We start from the raw sequence: 17,267 nt of genomic DNA on the forward strand, positions 1-17,267 counted from the left end.
AAAATGACTGAATACAGAAATATCATCGTGACAGGTGGGGCTGGTTTTATCGGTTCTAACTTTGTTCATTATGTCTATAACAACTTCCCAGATGTCCATGTGACAGTGCTGGACAAGCTGACTTATGCGGGTAATCGTGCCAATATTGAAGCAATTTTAGGTGATCGTGTTGAGTTGGTTGTTGGAGATATTGCAGATGCAACCTTGGTCGATAAGCTAGCTGCTCAAGCAGATGCCATTGTTCACTATGCGGCAGAAAGCCATAATGACAACTCGCTCAATGATCCGAGTCCATTTATCCACACCAACTTCATTGGGACTTACACTCTTTTGGAAGCAGCTCGTAAATACGACCTTCGTTTCCACCATGTGTCAACTGACGAAGTCTATGGTGACCTACCTCTGCGTGAAGATTTGCCAGGTCATGGAGAAGGTCCAGGTGAGAAATTTACGGCTGAAACCAAGTACAATCCCAGCTCGCCTTACTCATCAACTAAAGCAGCTTCAGATCTGATTGTCAAAGCTTGGGTTCGCTCATTTGGTGTTAAAGCGACTATTTCGAACTGTTCAAACAACTATGGTCCTTACCAACATATCGAGAAGTTTATTCCGCGCCAGATCACCAATATCTTGAGTGGTATCAAGCCAAAACTCTATGGTGAAGGTAAGAATGTCCGTGACTGGATTCACACCAATGACCATTCATCAGGTGTTTGGACAATTTTGACAAAGGGTCAAATTGGCGAAACTTACTTGATTGGTGCGGATGGTGAGAAGAACAATAAGGAAGTCCTAGAACTCATCCTCAAGGAAATGGGGCAACCAGCTGATGCTTATGACCATGTGACGGACCGAGCTGGTCACGACCTTCGCTATGCTATCGATGCTAGCAAGCTTCGTGATGAACTAGGGTGGAAGCCTGAGTTTACCAACTTTGAAGCAGGTCTCAAAGATACCATCAAATGGTACACAGACAACCAAGACTGGTGGAAATCTGAAAAAGAAGCAGTCGAGGCTAACTATGCCAAGACGCAACAAGTCATTAACTAATCAGATACTAAAAAGCAAGAGACTTTGAGTTCTCTTGCTTTTTATGTATGTCGTAATCTGTTATTTTCTTACTTCTTGTTTATAAAACTCTTTAAGGGCATCCTGCCAGGTTGGAATGACGAAACCTGTCGCCTTTGCTTTTGTCAAGCTCATAGTTGAGTTGAGGGGACGTTTGGCCTTTGCAGGAAACTTGCTGGAGTCTACCGGAATCACTTCAACATCACTGTCCTTAAGAATCTCGACAGCGAAGTCGTACCAAGTGGTATCTTCAGTGGAGTCATTTGATAAGTGGTAGTAGCCAAATGCTTTTTGATTTTCAGTCAAGTAAATCATGAACTCAGCCAAGGTACGTGTCCAAGTTGGGCGGCCGTGTTGGTCGTTGACTACAGTAAGAGTTTTGTGAGTTTTGGCAAGATTTTGTATTGTAAAGACAAAGTTCTTGCCATAATTTCCAAAGACCCAAGCAGTGCGGATGATGTAATACTGTGACGTAAGGTTTTCAACGAGTTCCTCACCCATTCGCTTGGTACGCCCGTACTCTGTTTGCGGATCAGGTAGGTCATCGACTTCCCACTCTTGTCCGACGGGTTTCTTTCCATCAAAGACGTAGTCTGTTGAAATATAAACGAGAGTAGCTCCGTATTTCTCAGAGGCCTTGGCTACATTTTCAGTTCCAGTTACGTTGATGGCAAAATCCAGTTCTTTCCCCTCGTCTTCTGCAGCATCAACAGCAGTGTAGGCTGCACAATGATAGACCAGAGTTGGTTTAACCTCAGCAAATACCTTCTCAACCATTTCAGAATTAGTGATATCCATTTCGGCCACATCCACGGCAACATAGTCCACATTTCGTTCATCTAGTAAATAACGTAGTTCAGTACCGAGTTGACCATTCGCACCTGTAATTAATATCATTGTCTTCTCCTTAACTTTTCTTCTATCTAATCATAGCAAAAAAATGATAAAAAATCTGATTTTCGGTCCTTATTTTGATGGTTTCTATCCGATAAGAATCTGTTTTTGAAATGAAACTGTTTATTAGATTCTTTGAGATAGAATTTTTTTATAGCTGTAAAGCTATTCTTAAAATTCTAAGCGTCAGCACTGTTCAGAAAAGAGAAAATTTTAGTGAATTTTACCTATTTCCTATTGCTTTCTGGTCTTTTATTTGTTATATTAAAAGTACAATTATTTTTTATTTATAACAGTTAAGCAGAGCACTTTCAGAGAAAGGAGTATTTTTTAAAAAAGAAATGTAAACGCTTACTGGAAAATGAAAGGATTTAGGAGTTCATGGATAAACGATTTTTTGAAAAACGCTGTAAGTTCAGTATTCGTAAATTTACGCTTGGAGTAGCTTCGGTGATGATTGGAGCGACTTTCTTCGTAGCTAGCCCAGTATTAGCTGATCAAGCAAGAGTTGGTTCAACAGATAATTTGCCGAGTGAACTAGCTGATTTGGATAAGAAGGCTAGTGATGAGGGGCACGATTTTGACAAGGAAGCTGCCGCTCAGAATCCTGGTTCAGCTGAAACTACTGAAGGCCCACAAACAGAAGAAGAGTTGTTGGCTCAAGAAAAAGAAAAGTCTGAAAATCCAAGCAATATGCCAAAAGAATTAGAAGATAAGTTGGAGAAAGCTGAAGACAATGGGCGCGAAGTTGACAAGGATCAATTGGTCCAAGATACTGGCAAGCTCGTCCCAGAAGATGTGGCTAAAACGGCCAATGGGGAATTAAACTACGGCGCGACTGTTAAGATTAAGACGCCATCAGGAGAAGGTAGCGGTATTGTCGTTGCTAAAGACCTTGTCTTGACGGTTTCTCATAACTTTATCAAGGACAGCCAAGACGGCAATATCCGTAAGGTTGTGGATAATGACCAAGGGGATGGAGATATCTATAGTATCTCATATCCAGGATTGCCAGATGTCAAGTTTAGCAAGAAAGATATTATTCATTGGGATCGTGAAGGCTATCTGAAGGGCTTCAAAAATGATTTGGCCCTTGTGAGATTGCGTACAGTTCTCGAAAATACGCCTGTTGAAGTAACTAAAAAGCCAGTTGTTAAGAAAATTGGAGATAAGCTTCATGTCTTTGGTTATCCAGAAGGAAAATTGAATCCGGTTGTCAATACTACAGTTGATTTTGCAGAACCATACGGAGAAGGTGTCCAAGGGATTGGTTACCAAGGAGGAAAACCGGGTGCTAGTGGCGGCGGTGTCTTTGATACAGAAGGCAAACTAGTCGGTGTTCACCAAAATGGTGTAGTTGGAAAACGTAGTGGAGGCATTCTCTTCTCACCAGCTCAACTAAAATGGATCCAAGACCACATACAGGGAATTTCAAGTGTGAAACCAGCAGACTTGGAAGAGAAAGAAAAACCGGCTGAAGAAAAACCAAAAGAGGATAAACCTGCAGCTGCTAAACCTGAAACACCTAAGACAGTGACTCCTGAATGGCAAACAGTAGCGAATAAAGAGCAACAAGGAACCGTCACTATTCGTGAAGAAAAGGGTGTTCGCTACAATCAATTGTCTTCAACTGCACAGAACGACAATGGCGATAAACCAGCCTTGTTTGAAAAACAAGGATTGACAGTTGATGCTAATGGAAATGCGACGGTTGATTTAACCTTCAAAGATGATTCTGAAAAGAGCAAATCACGCTTTGGTGTGTTCTTGAAATTTAAAGATACCAAGAACAATGTTTTTGTTGGATATGACCAAGGTGGCTGGTTCTGGGAATACAAAACTCCAGGTAACAGCACATGGTATCAGGGCGGTCGTGTTGCAGCTCCAGTAAATGGATCAGTGAATCATCTGACTATTAGTTTAAAATCAGATGGTCAGCTGAATGCAACAAATAATGATGTAAAACTTTTTGATACAGTTACTTTGCCAGCTGCTGTTAATGAGAATCTTAAAAATGAGAAGAAGATCCTTCTCAAGGCAGGAACTTATAGCAATGACCGTACGGTTGTTAGCGTTAAAACAGACAATCAAGAAGGTGTAAAAGCAGATGATACTCCTGCCCAGAAAGAAACAGGTCCTGCCGTTGATGATAGCAAGGTGACTTATGATACGATCCAGTCTAAGGTCCTCAAGGCAGTGATTGACCAAGCCTTTCCTCGTGTCAAGGAATACACCTTGAATGGTCATACTTTGCCAGGACAAGTTCAACAACTTAAGAAAATCTTAGTAAACAATCACGAAATTACACCTGAAGTCACCTATAAGAAGATCAATGATACTACTGCAGAGTACTTGATGAAGCTTCGTGATGAGAAGAATTTCATCAATGCAGATATGATTGTACGCTTGCAAGTTGTGGAAAATCAATTGCATTTTGATGTGACCAAGATTGTCAACCACAATCAAGTTACTCCAGGTCAGAAGATTGATGATGAAAGAAAACTTCTCTCCTCTATCAATTTCTTAGGGAACTCACTTGTGTCGATTTCAAGCGACCAAACTGGAGCTAAGTTTGACGGAGCAACGATGTCAAACAATACCCATGTCAGTGGAGATGAACATATTGCTGTAACAAATCCAATGAAAAATTTGGCTAAGGGTTACATGTATGGTTTTGTTTCTACAGATAAGCTTGCTGCAGGTGTTTGGAGTAACTCTCAAAACAGCTACGGTGGTGGTTCGAATGACTGGACTCGTTTGACAGCATTCAAACAAACTGTTGGAAATACAAACTATGTGGGAATTCAAAGTTCTGAATGGCAATGGGAAAAAGCCTATAAAGGGATTGTATATCCAGAGTACACTAAGGAACTTCCAAGTGCTAAAGTTGTCATTACTGAGGATGCCAATGCGGATAATAAGGTCGACTGGCAGGATGGAGCTATTGCTTACCGTAGCATTATGAACAACCCTCAAGGTTGGGAAAAAGTCAAGGATATCACGGCTTACCGTATCGCGATGAACTTTGGTTCACAAGCACAAAACCCATTCCTTATGACTCTAGATGGTATCAAGAAGATCAATCTCCATACAGATGGTCTTGGACAGGGTGTTCTCCTTAAAGGATATGGTAGTGAGGGACATGACTCTGGTCACTTGAACTACGCAGATATTGGACAACGTATTGGTGGAGCTAAAGACTTTAAGACCTTGATTGAGAAAGCTAAGAAGTATGGTGCATATCTTGGTATCCACGTTAACGCTTCTGAAACTTATCCTGAATCTAAATACTTCAATGAAAATATTCTTCGTAAGAATCCAGATGGAAGCTACAGCTACGGATGGAACTGGCTAGACCAAGGTATCAACATTGATGCTGCTTATGACCTAGCACATGGACGCTTGGCTCGCTGGGAAGACTTGAAGAAAAAACTTGGTGATGGTCTCGACTTTATCTATGTGGACGTATGGGGCAATGGTCAATCAGGTGATAACGGTGCCTGGGCTACCCACGTTCTTGCTAAAGAAATCAACAAACAAGGCTGGCGCTTTGCGATTGAGTGGGGTCATGGTGGTGAATACGACTCTACCTTCCAACACTGGGCAGCTGACTTGACCTATGGTGGCTACACTAATAAAGGTATCAACAGTGCTATCACACGCTTTATCCGCAACCACCAAAAAGATTCTTGGGTTGGGGACTACAGAAGTTACGGTGGTGCAGCCAACTACCCACTTCTAGGTGGCTACAGCATGAAAGACTTTGAAGGCTGGCAAGGACGAAGCGACTACAATGGCTACGTGACTAACCTCTTTGCCCATGACGTCATGACTAAGTACTTCCAACACTTCACTGTAAGTAAATGGGAAAATGGTACACCAGTTACCATGACCGATAATGGTAGCACCTATAAATGGACTCCAGAAATGAAGGTTGAGCTAGTCGATGCAGCAGGTAACAAGGTTGTTGTGACTCGTAAGTCAAATGATGTCAATAGCCCGCAATACCGCGAACGTACAGTAACGCTTAACGGACGTGTCATCCAAGATGGTTCAGCTTACTTGACTCCTTGGAACTGGGATGCAAATGGTAAGAAACTTCCTACTGATAAGGAAAAAATGTACTACTTCAATACGCAGGCTGGTGCAACAACTTGGACACTTCCAAGCGATTGGGCAAATAGCAAGGTTTACCTTTACAAGCTAACTGACCAAGGTAAGACAGAAGAGCAAGAATTAACTGTAAAAGATGGCAAGATTACCCTAGACCTTCTAGCAAATCAACCATACGTTCTCTACCGTTCAAAACAAACCAATCCTGAAATGTCATGGAGCGAAGGCATGCACATCTATGACCAAGGATTTAACAGTGGAACCTTGAAGCACTGGACCATTTCAGGTGATGCTTCCAAGGCAGAAATTGTCAAATCACAGGGTGCAAATGAAATGCTTCGTATCCAAGGCAATAAGAGCAAGGTCAGCCTTACTCAGAAACTGACTGGCTTGAAACCAAATACCAAGTATGCGGTTTATGTCGGTGTTGATAACCGTAGTAATGCTAAGGCAAGTATCACAGTGAATACTGGCGAGAAAGAAGTGACTACTTATACCAATAAGTCACTCGCTCTCAACTATATCAAAGCATATGCTCATAACAATCGTCGGGAAAATGCTACAGTTGATGATACAAGTTACTTCCAAAACATGTATGCCTTCTTTACAACAGGTTCAGATGTATCAAATGTCACTCTGACATTGAGTCGTGAAGCTGGTGATGAAGCAACTTACTTTGATGAAATTCGTACCTTCGAAAACAATTCAAGCATGTACGGGGACAAGCATGATACAGGTCAAGGAACCTTCAAACAAGACTTTGAAAATGTAGCTCAAGGAATCTTCCCATTTGTAGTGGGTGGTGTCGAAGGTGTCGAAGACAACCGGACTCACTTGTCTGAAAAACACGATCCATATACACAGCGTGGTTGGAACGGTAAGAAAGTCGATGATGTTATCGATGGAAATTGGTCACTCAAGACTAACGGACTGGTTAGCCGTCGTAACTTGGTTTACCAAACCATCCCACAAAACTTCCGCTTTGAGGCAGGTAAGACTTACCGTGTAACCTTTGAATACGAAGCTGGATCAGACAATACCTATGCTTTTGTAGTTGGTAAGGGAGAATTCCAGTCAGGTCGTCGTGGTAGTCAAGCAAGCAACTTGGAAATGCATGAATTGCCAAATACTTGGACGGATTCTAAGAAAGCCAAGAAGGCAACCTTCCTCGTGACAGGTGCAGAAACAGGCGATACTTGGGTAGGTATCTACTCAACTGGAAATGCAAGCAATACTCATGGAGATGCTGGCGGAAATGCCAACTTCCGTGGTTATAACGACTTCATGATGGATAATCTTCACATCGAGGAAATTACCCTAACAGGTAAGATGTTGACAGAAAATGCTCTCAAGAACTACTTGCCAACGGTTGCCATGACCAACTATACGAAAGAGTCTATGGATGCTTTGAAAGAGGCGGTCTTTAACCTCAGTCAGGCAGATGATGACATTAGCGTAGAAGAAGCGCGTGCAGAGATTGCTAAGATTGAAGCCTTGAAGAATGCTTTGGTTCAGAAGAAGACAGCCTTGGTAGCAGAAGACTTTGAAAGTTTGGATGCGCCAGCTCAACCAGGTGAAGGTCTAGAGAATGCCTTTGATGGCAATGTTTCTAGCCTATGGCATACATCTTGGAATGGAGGAGATGTAGGCAAGCCTGCAACCATGGTCTTGAAAGAACCTACTGAAATCACAGGACTTCGCTATGTTCCACGTGCCTCTGATTCAAATGGAAACTTGCGAGATGTGAAACTGGTTGTCACAGATGAGTCTGGTAAGGAACATACTTTCACCGTAACAGATTGGCCAAATAACAACAAGCCAAAAGACATTGACTTTGGCAAGACAATCAAGGCTAAGAAAATTGTCCTTACTGGTACCAAGACTTACGGAGATGGTGGCGATAAATACCAATCTGCAGCGGAACTCATCTTTACCCGTCCACAGGTAGCAGAAACACCACTTGACATGTCTGGCTATGAAGCAGCTTTAGCTAAGGCGCAGAAATTAACAGACAAAGACAATCAAGAGGAAGTAGCTAGCGTTCAGGCAAGCATGAAATATGCGACGGATAACCATCTCTTGACGGAAAGAATGGTGGCCTACTTCGCAGACTATCTCAACCAATTACAAGATAAGGTTGCTAAACCAGACGCTCCTACAAGCAGCAAGGGTGAGGAGCAACCTCCAGTTCTTGAAGTTCCTGAATATACAGGTCCTTACGGAACAGCTGGAGAAGAAGCGGCTGTTCATGACCTACCTGAGTTTAAGGGCGGTGTCAATGCGGCAGAAGCAGCTGTTCATGACCTAGCTGAGTTCAAGGGCGGAGTCAATGCGGCAGAAGCCTTGGTTCACGAATTACCAGAATACAAAGGCGGAGCCAATGCGGTCCTAGCGGCTGCAAATGAAGTCCCTGAGTTTAAGGGTGGCGTCAATGCAGTTGAGACCTTGGTAAATGAAAAGCCAGCCTACACAGGTGTATTGGCTACAGCTGGAGATCAAGCAGCTCCAACTGTTGAAAAACCTGAGTACCCGCTCACTCCAAGTCCAGTAGCTGATACCAAAACTCCGGGAGCTAAAGATGAAGAAAAACTACCTGCTACAGGGGAGCACAGCTCAGAAGTAGCCCTCTTCTTAGCAAGTGTGAGTATCGCTTTATCTGCTGCTGTTCTTACGACAAAACGAAAAGAAGACTAAACAGATTTGGTTTTAGAAGTCCAAAAGATCTCGAATCAAAAAGGAACAAACAGCCGGAGAGGACCTCTTGGTTCTCTCCTTTTTCAAAGGAGAAATGATACCGCTTACTCAGGTATGCGGATGAAAGGAATAGGAGAAAGATGGATAGACATTTTTTTGAGAAACGCTGTCACTATAGTATAAGAAAATTTGCAATCGGTGCAGCCTCCGTGATGATTGGTGCTAGTATCTTTGGCGCCAATATGGTTCAGGCAGCAGAAACAGCAACACCTTCAGAAACAGAGGGAAGCATCACCCATGTTGAAGCACTGGATAAGTTACCCGATGATTTAGCCAATGCGCTTAAAAAGGCGGATGCAGAAGCTGCAACAGAAGCAAGTCATGAAGAAACTCCAGCGACTGACGAAGGAAGCAATCCTACATCAAGTGAAGAGGCAAAACCAGAGACAAGTCCTACAAGTCCCAAGCCAGCAGAAACGCCGAAACCGGTTGAAACACCAAAGGCAGACAATAAACCAGCTGAAACTGCTACGCCAGCAGCAAAACCAGCTGAAAAGCAAATTGAAGATAGAGAAGATGTCAACCATCTCGAAGGTGCTACTGCTCAGGCGAGCAACCATGAGACTGGTACCAACTTTACTGCGGATAAAGCTATCGACGGAGATGACAATACTCGTTGGGCTACAGATAGAGATGTACCAAAACCAACTTTTGAATTAACTCTTCCAAAAACTACCCTTATCAAGCATGTAGAAATTGACTGGGATCGTCGTCTTCGTAATGGGCAAAATGACCCCAATATCAAATCTTGGAGTCTCTACTATGCAGGTCAAGAAGACGTGGGCGCTAACGGAGAAAAACAATGGAAACTCGCTCATACCAAGACTGGAGATCCTGTTTTAGATGAGAAAGTAGATCTAGTTGAAAGTATTCAAGCTAAATATCTTAAGTTAGAAATTAACGACTATCAAGCGGGAACAATGAACTGGAGAAACGTTGGTATCCAAGAAATTCGAGCTTATTCTAACGTTCCGGACCATAGTAAGGTAACGGATATCCGCCAAGTAACCGAACTAACAGTAGCAGAAGACGGACAGTCTCTTGTCTTACCAACTCTACCAGGAAAAGTCAGCCTCATCGGAAGTAATAAACAAGGTGTGATTGACCTTCAAAATCGTATCCATAAACCTCTGACAGATCAACGCGTCAAGGTCATGGTCCAACAAATCAGAGACAGCCATACTTTCACTAAGGAATTTGAAGTAGTCATCAAGGGGCTACATCAGGACGAAGGTGTGGGTGTGAAACCAAAAGTAGCACCAGCTGTTCAACAATGGTATGGGAAAGAAGGTCAATCTTCTATCACTTCAGATACAGTCCTTGCGACAGGTGATTCTGGCTTTGATCAGGCAGCAACCTTCTACCAGTCAGACCTTGCAAGCCGTGGATTGGAACTAGCAACAGGTGACAAGCAGGCTCAAAAACGAATCGAATTTAAAAAAGTTGAAAACAAGGGTTATGGTAAAGAAGGGTACGGTATCACTATCCAAAATGATGTGATTACCATCGAAGCTGCCACAAACACAGGAGCCTTCTACGCCACTCGGACTCTTCTTCAAATGGGAGAAAGTAACCTCCAAAATGGCGAAATTCGCGATTTCCCAAGTTTCAGCCACCGTGGCTTTATGCTAGATACAGGTCGGAAATTTATTCCTTATGACTCCCTTGTAGACATCATGCTCAACATGGCCTACTACAAGATGAACGACTTGCAGTTGCACCTTAATGATAACTATATCTTCCTAAAGGAACACTTGGCAGGTAAGAATTTAAGTCCAGAAGAACAACTCAAGTATGTACTTGAACATGCCAAGACTGGTTTCCGTGTGGAGACAGACATTGTCGGTAAGAATGGTCAAAAATTGACATCAGATGAGCACTATACCAAGGAAGAAATGCAAAATCTGATTAAACTTGCCAAGGCCTTGCATATCAACCTAGTACCAGAAATTGACACACCAGGTCACGCCTTATCCTTTGTCAAAGTTCGCCCAGACCTCATGTATCAAGGTAGTTTGAGCGATTATGCAGGCAAGCACAATGTTGAGCGCGTAGCCATGCTAGACTTGGATAACAAGTACGAAGAAACTCTTAAATTTGTCAAATCAGTTTATGACAAACTCCTCGATGGTCCAGATGCACCGCTTCATGGGGTATCAACTGTTCATATCGGAACGGATGAATACTATGGCAGCAGAGAAAGTTACCGTCGCTATGTCAATGATTTGACCCAATATATCAAGTCTAAAGGTTACACCCCTCGTATCTGGGGCTCACTCAGTGCGAAACGTGGGAACACTCCTGTTGATTGGAACGGAGTAGAGGTTGATATCTGGAGTATCGGATGGCAACGACCAAATGAAGCCATTGCTCAGGGAGCTAAGATTATCAATATCACGGATGTACCGACCTATAGTGTCCCAAGTGGAAGCAATAGTCAAACAGCCTACGGGGACTATGCTAACTACGAACGTCAGTACAATAGCTGGACACCGAATGATTTTAGAACAGGTGGAGGTCCACTTCTACCAGCTTCTCATCCAAGTATCCTTGGTGGTGGTCACGCAGTTTGGAATGACAATATTGACCTTCATGAGACAGGTTTGACCTCTTATGATATCTTTAAACGCTTCTTCAAGAGCATGCAAACTACTGCGGAACGCACCTGGGGATCCGATCGTGCAGCTGCAACCTTTGCAGAACGCACCCTACCAACGAGCCCTTATGCGCCACAGTCAAATCCTGATAAAGAGATTGATCAAAGCGACTTGTTTACCATCAATTCTGAAACAGTCAAGAACTATGCAAGTAAGAAGGTGAAGGCAAGCGAGCAGGGATTGGCTTTTGAGAAAGACAGCAGTATCGAAGGTTTGGCTGGTGATGTTGGTCCAAGTCACGTCTTGAAGTTTGATGTGACTGTCACTGGAGATGGGGAACAAACCTTCTCAACTAGTGGGGACAATCGTATCTATCTAGCTGATAAAGACGGCTACCTTGCTTATCAATTTGAACAGTTCCATATCCAATTCAATAAAAAACTTGAAAAGAACAAACGTTATCAAATCTCTATCGTGACCAAACCACAATCAACAGAAGTCTATGTGGATGGCGAAAAGATTGAGCGTATCGCAAATCCAGCCCACCCTCGCTTTGCCCACAATAGCTTGGTACTACCGCTTGAAAGCATCGGTGGTTTCAAAGGAATCTTGCATAGTGCAGAGTTGTCAGACAAACCATTTGTAAATCCTCGTTTGATTTCAAATGATAAGATTACAGCAACCGCAAGCAGTCAGCAACTTCCAGGAAACGCGACTGAAGGCGCTGTTGAAAAGGCCTTTGACAATGATCCAAATACCTTCTGGCATACTAAGTGGACTGGTGACACTGCGCCATACACCCTTACTATGACCTTGAAAGAAGCAGAAAAAGTCAATGGCTTGACCTATCTCCCACGCCCAGGTGGTGGAAATGGTGTTGTGACACGCTACGAAATCTACGCACAAAAAGATGGCCAAATGGTCAAGGTTTCAGAAGGAAACTGGGACAACAACGCCCAAGAAAAAACAGTCAACTTTGCGGCGGTGCATACCAACAAGATTGAGTTGAAAGTATTGGAAGGCGTTGGTGGTTTTGCAAGTGCAGCTGAAGTTCATCTATTAAAACCTGTCAAAGAAGAGCAAGAAACGCCTGCACCAAGTCAACCAGAAAAACCAACTACACCAGAAAAACCAAAAGTAGAGCAAACAGGTGATGGAACAGTTGAATTGGCAGATCAATTCACTGCAAGTAAACCAGCTAGTGAAGACAGCATTGCAGCTGCTAGCAAGAGCGCAGACTATCTCAAGAAAGAGTACAAGGTCTTCCCAACTCCACAAAAAGTGACTTATGGAGAAGGTGTTACAGCTCTTCGCAAGCAAGTCAATCTGGTCATGGGCGATCAACTCGATATCTATACTCGCAATCGCTTGAAGAGTGTCTTGCAGGATAATCAAGTATCTTATACAACTGGTAAGGCAGCAATCGCTGGCGCAACCAATATCTATCTTGGGGTGCATGGACAAGGCTCACAAGCAGAGCAAAACTTGTCCAATGTTTCAGCAGGTCTCTTTGACAAGATTGACGCCTATGTCTTGAGCATCAAGGATAACTCGATTTCCATCGTCGGAAAAGACACAGATGCGGTCTTCTATGGTTTGACAACCTTGAAACATATGCTCAAGGAAAGCCAAGTACCAGTCCTTCGCAATGTGACAGTAGAAGATTACGCAGAGCTCAAGAACCGTGGTTTTATCGAAGGTTACTATGGAAACCCATGGTCGAATGCAGATCGTGCAGAACTCATGCGTTTTGGTGGCGATTTGAAATTGAACCAATACTTCTTTGCACCAAAAGATGATCCATACCACAACAAGAAATGGCGAGAACTCTATCCGGAAGAAAAACTAGCTGAAATCCGTGAACTTGCTCGTGTCGGAAATCAAAGTAAAACACGCTATGTCTGGACCATCCATCCATTCATGAACAACCGCATCCGCTTTGGCAATGAAGCGGACTACCAAGAAGACCTGGCTACCATCAAAGCCAAATTTACCCAGTTGATGAAAGTGGGTGTCCGCGAATTTGGTATCCTAGCAGATGATGCTCCAAGTCCAGTCGGAGGCTACAATAGCTACAACCGCTTGATGCAAGATATGACCAAGTGGTTGACTGAAATGCAGGGAACTTATAGCGGTCTTCGTAAAGAAATGATCTTTGTTCCTGGACAGTATTGGGGTAATGGACGTGAGGATGAGTTGAAATCCCTCAATGAAAATCTCCCAAGTTCAACATCCATGACCTTGACGGGTGGTAAGATTTGGGGTGAAGTCTCTGAAAGCTTCCTTTCAACTCTCAAGAACAATCTATCCGCAGGTGGCAAGACCTATCGCCCAGTTTCACTTTGGATTAACTGGCCTGTAACAGATAACTCTAAACAACACTTGATTCTAGGTGGTGGTGAGAAATTCCTTCATCCAAATGTGGATCCAAGCTTGCTATCTGGTATCATGTTGAACCCAATGCAACAGTCTGAGCCATCTAAGATTGCCCTCTTTTCAGGAGCTCAATACTCATGGAAACAGTGGAAATCAGAAGAAGAAGCTAAGAAAATCAATGATATTGCCTTCAACTTTGTAGAAAATGGTCATTTTGAAGATAGCAAGGTATCAGCAGCCTTCCGCGAACTTGGTAAGCACATGATCAACCAAAACATGGATAATCGTGTCGTCAAACTAGAAGAATCTGTAGACTTGGCTCCAAAATTAACAGACTTCATGACTAAGCTCAAAGCTGGTCAGGATGTGACTGCAGAACGTGCAGCCTTGCGAGCTGAATTTGCCAAGATTAAAGAAGCAGCTGAACTCTATAAAGCATCAGGCGATAAAAAAATGGTTGCCCAAATCCACTATTGGTTGGATAATGCAATCGACCAAATGAATGCCCTCGATGCCTTCCTTACAGGAACTGAAGCCATGGCTACAAACGATGCAGCCAAACTTTGGGATAGCTACTATAAAGGTTTGAAATTGTACGAACAGTCTCAAACTCACACCTTCCATTATGTAGACCATATGGAAAAGGCTGAATTGGGTGTTCAACATATTCGTCCATTTATCCTATCCTTGAAAGAAGTTCTAGCATCTGAAGTTCAAAAAGTCTTGCATCCAGACCAAATCATCAGTACCTTTATCACCAATCGAACAGGTGTAGAAGGTGGTTTAGCAGAAGTAACGGATGGCGATTTGGCAACTCATGCGATTATTAAATCACCAAATAGCATCAAGACAGGTGATTATATCGGTATGAAATTCAACAAGCCGGTAGATATTCAAACCTTGACCTTTGCAATGGGAACGCAGGCAAATCCACGTGATACCTTTAGTAAGGCAGAAGTGCAGTATCAAGATGAAAATGACAACTGGGTAACCTTGAAAGAGCCAAGCTATGTCGGAAATGAATCCCTGCTTAAGTTTGAGAATCTCAACATCAAGGCCAAAGCAGTTCGCATGATTGCGACAGCAGACCGCGAGAACACTTGGTTTGCAGTTCAGGAAATTGCAGTCAACCGTCCAGTTGAAAAAGCTCGTAGCCAACAAGCAACGACAGTTAGTCTAAGCTCAAACTTAGTTTACAAACTAAATACCTCAGCTCGTCAAATCATTGATGGCAAGGACAATACAGAAGCCATGATGGCAAACGCTGACGGTAGCAATACCACTCCAGTAGATGCTTGGGCACAACTTGACCTCGGTGAAGTCAAGTCAGTCACTAAAGTACGACTTCGCCAAGGAACGGGTGATAAGCTTGCAGCAGGTGTGCTTGAGTATTCTACAGACGGTACTACTTGGCAGGAACTTGATCGCTTGGCAGGTGAACAAACCAAGGAAGTGACTAGAGCAATCAATGCTCGTTACATCCGAGTACGCAATACCAAGGCTCTCGACCTCTGGTGGCGTATCCAAGACTTCTCTGTTGAGACACGCTCTGGAAACAGTGAGTTAACGGACACCAACGTTGATGCCTTGAAGGAAACGCCGGTAGTGGATAGCTTGGGACATTATGAACTTCAAATTCCAGCTGGAACTAAACTTCCTGCAAATAGCTATCTAGGTATGAAGCTTGACCGTATCCATCAAATCAAGAGCATCCAGCTCCAAGGTCAGGCTAACCCTGCTCTTACTCTAGAGTACTCTGCAAATGCGCAAGAATGGACGCCGGCTAGCCAGTTGACTGACAGATCTGTAGTGAGCCACTTGGTACGTTATGTTCGTTTGGTCAATAAAACAGATCAGGAACAAGCTGTGACAGCCACTTCTCTCCTTGTGACAACCAAAGAAGTACAACCAACCAAACTAGAATCTACAACAATGGGTATTCATCCAACATACGGAAGCAATGATGTTCGTAAGCTGAACAACCTAGATCAACTATTTGACGGTGTTTACAACAACTTCGTTGAGTTTTCAGACTATGCCCGTAAAGATGGCCACGTAACCTTGAAACTTGGTAGCGAACGAACCATCAAGAAGATCAGAGCCTACATCCAAGACGGAACTCAAAACTACCTTCGTGATGGTAAGATTCAAGTCAGCCAAGACGGTAAAACTTGGACTGATGTCGTGACAGTAGGAGATGGTGTGGCCAATAGCACACACGATGATTCATTGACAGATGGTTGGACACATGATTCTAAGATGCCAGGAAATCGCTATATCGAGGGTAAATTGGCGACACCAGTCAAAGCTAACTATCTCCGTGTCCTCTATACAGCAGACTATGATGCCCGTTTTGTAGGCTTTACAGAATTGGTCATCAACGATGGTGAATTTGTCAAACCAATCAATGATCCAACAGTAGAAGGAAGTAGTGGAGAAAGCCAAGGCAACCTTTATAATAATCTTGTAGACGGCAAAGTCTTGACCAGCTACAAGTCTGAAAAAGACAAGGGCGAATTGGTGTATCACTTGTCTGAACCAACTAAAGCTAACCACCTTCGTCTCGTTTCCAGTCTTCCTGAAGGAGCTAAGGCACGTGTTCTTGCTAGAACACTCAAGGATGGTCAAGACAGTTGGACAGACCTCGGTGCCATTACATCTAGTCTCCAAACCTTCGCTATCCGAAATGGTGGCTCTCTTCTAGACGTCAAATTAGTCTGGGAAGGTGGCAAGGCTGAGTTTTATGAATTGGCAAGCTTCCATCAAGAATTAACAGAAGAACCTGTTCAGTCAAGCAAGGGCGAAGAGTCAGCACCCGTTCTTGAGGTTCCTGAATTCACAGGTGGTGTCAATGCAGTTGAAGCCCTAGTACATGAACTTCCAGAGTACACAGGCCCAGTAGCGACAGTAGGTGATCAAGCTGCTCCAACAGTAGAGAAACCTGAGTTCAAGGGTGGCGTCAATGCAGTGATGGCTCTAGTGCATGAATTGCCAGAGTACACAGGCGCAGTAGCAACAGTAGGTGACCAAGCAGCTCCAACAGTAGAGAAACCTGAGTTCAATGGCGGTGTCAATGCTGTTATGGCACTGGTACATGAGCTTCCAGAATACACAGGTCCATTATCGACAGTAGGCGACCAAGCAGCTCCAACAGTAGAAAAACCTGAGTTTAAACTTAGCACTCTAGTTTCTGATCAAGGTAAGACTCCAGATCATAAACAAGAAATTGCTAGACAAGAAACAGCAAAACAGAGCTTGCCAGCAACAGGTGAGAGTCAATCTGACACAGCCCTCTTCCTAGCAGGTGTTAGCCTAGCCCTATCTGCTCTCTTTGTAGCAAAAACAAAGAAAGACTAGTATTTAGTAAAACCTCTTAACAAGATTACGAAATCCGTTTCCTATCTTTCCCAATGAGGTTTATAGTACAGAAAAAGCCTGAGAAGATATCTTCTCAGGCTTTTGTTA

Annotated in this window: 4 protein-coding genes; 3 read left to right on the top strand and 1 reads right to left on the bottom strand. The window is 43.3% G+C overall.

Going from position 1 to position 17,267, the window contains the following annotated elements; all coding sequences use genetic code 11:
- Positions 1 to 3 precede the first annotated feature (3 nt).
- Positions 4 to 1,050 carry a dTDP-glucose 4,6-dehydratase gene (gene rfbB, locus HMPREF2885_RS07720; RefSeq protein ID WP_070657703.1) on the top strand — a complete coding sequence of 349 codons (1,047 nt, stop codon included), beginning with the start codon at positions 4 to 6 and terminating at the stop codon, positions 1,048 to 1,050.
- A gap of 60 nt (positions 1,051 to 1,110) precedes the next feature.
- Here the strand turns inward: rfbB and rfbD are convergent, their stop codons facing one another.
- Positions 1,111 to 1,965, bottom strand: coding sequence for a dTDP-4-dehydrorhamnose reductase (gene rfbD / locus HMPREF2885_RS07725; RefSeq protein ID WP_065371578.1), 855 nt, complete (start codon positions 1,963 to 1,965; stop codon positions 1,111 to 1,113).
- Positions 1,966 to 2,343: 378 nt separating this feature from the next.
- Between rfbD and HMPREF2885_RS07730 the strand changes: the two genes are divergently transcribed.
- On the top strand, positions 2,344 to 8,769 hold the full coding sequence (locus HMPREF2885_RS07730) for a SpGH101 family endo-alpha-N-acetylgalactosaminidase (RefSeq protein WP_083307434.1): 6,426 nt from the start codon (positions 2,344 to 2,346) through the stop codon (positions 8,767 to 8,769).
- Between the two features lie 140 nt (positions 8,770 to 8,909).
- A complete protein-coding gene (locus tag HMPREF2885_RS07735; RefSeq protein WP_070657705.1) occupies positions 8,910 to 17,159 on the top strand; it encodes an SIALI-17 repeat-containing surface protein in 8,250 nt (2,749 codons plus the stop codon).
- Positions 17,160 to 17,267 lie beyond the last annotated feature (108 nt).

Origin of the sequence: Streptococcus sp. HMSC062H02, assembly GCF_001813005.1 — a bacterium.
In the GTDB taxonomy this organism is placed as follows: domain Bacteria; phylum Bacillota; class Bacilli; order Lactobacillales; family Streptococcaceae; genus Streptococcus; species Streptococcus oralis_S.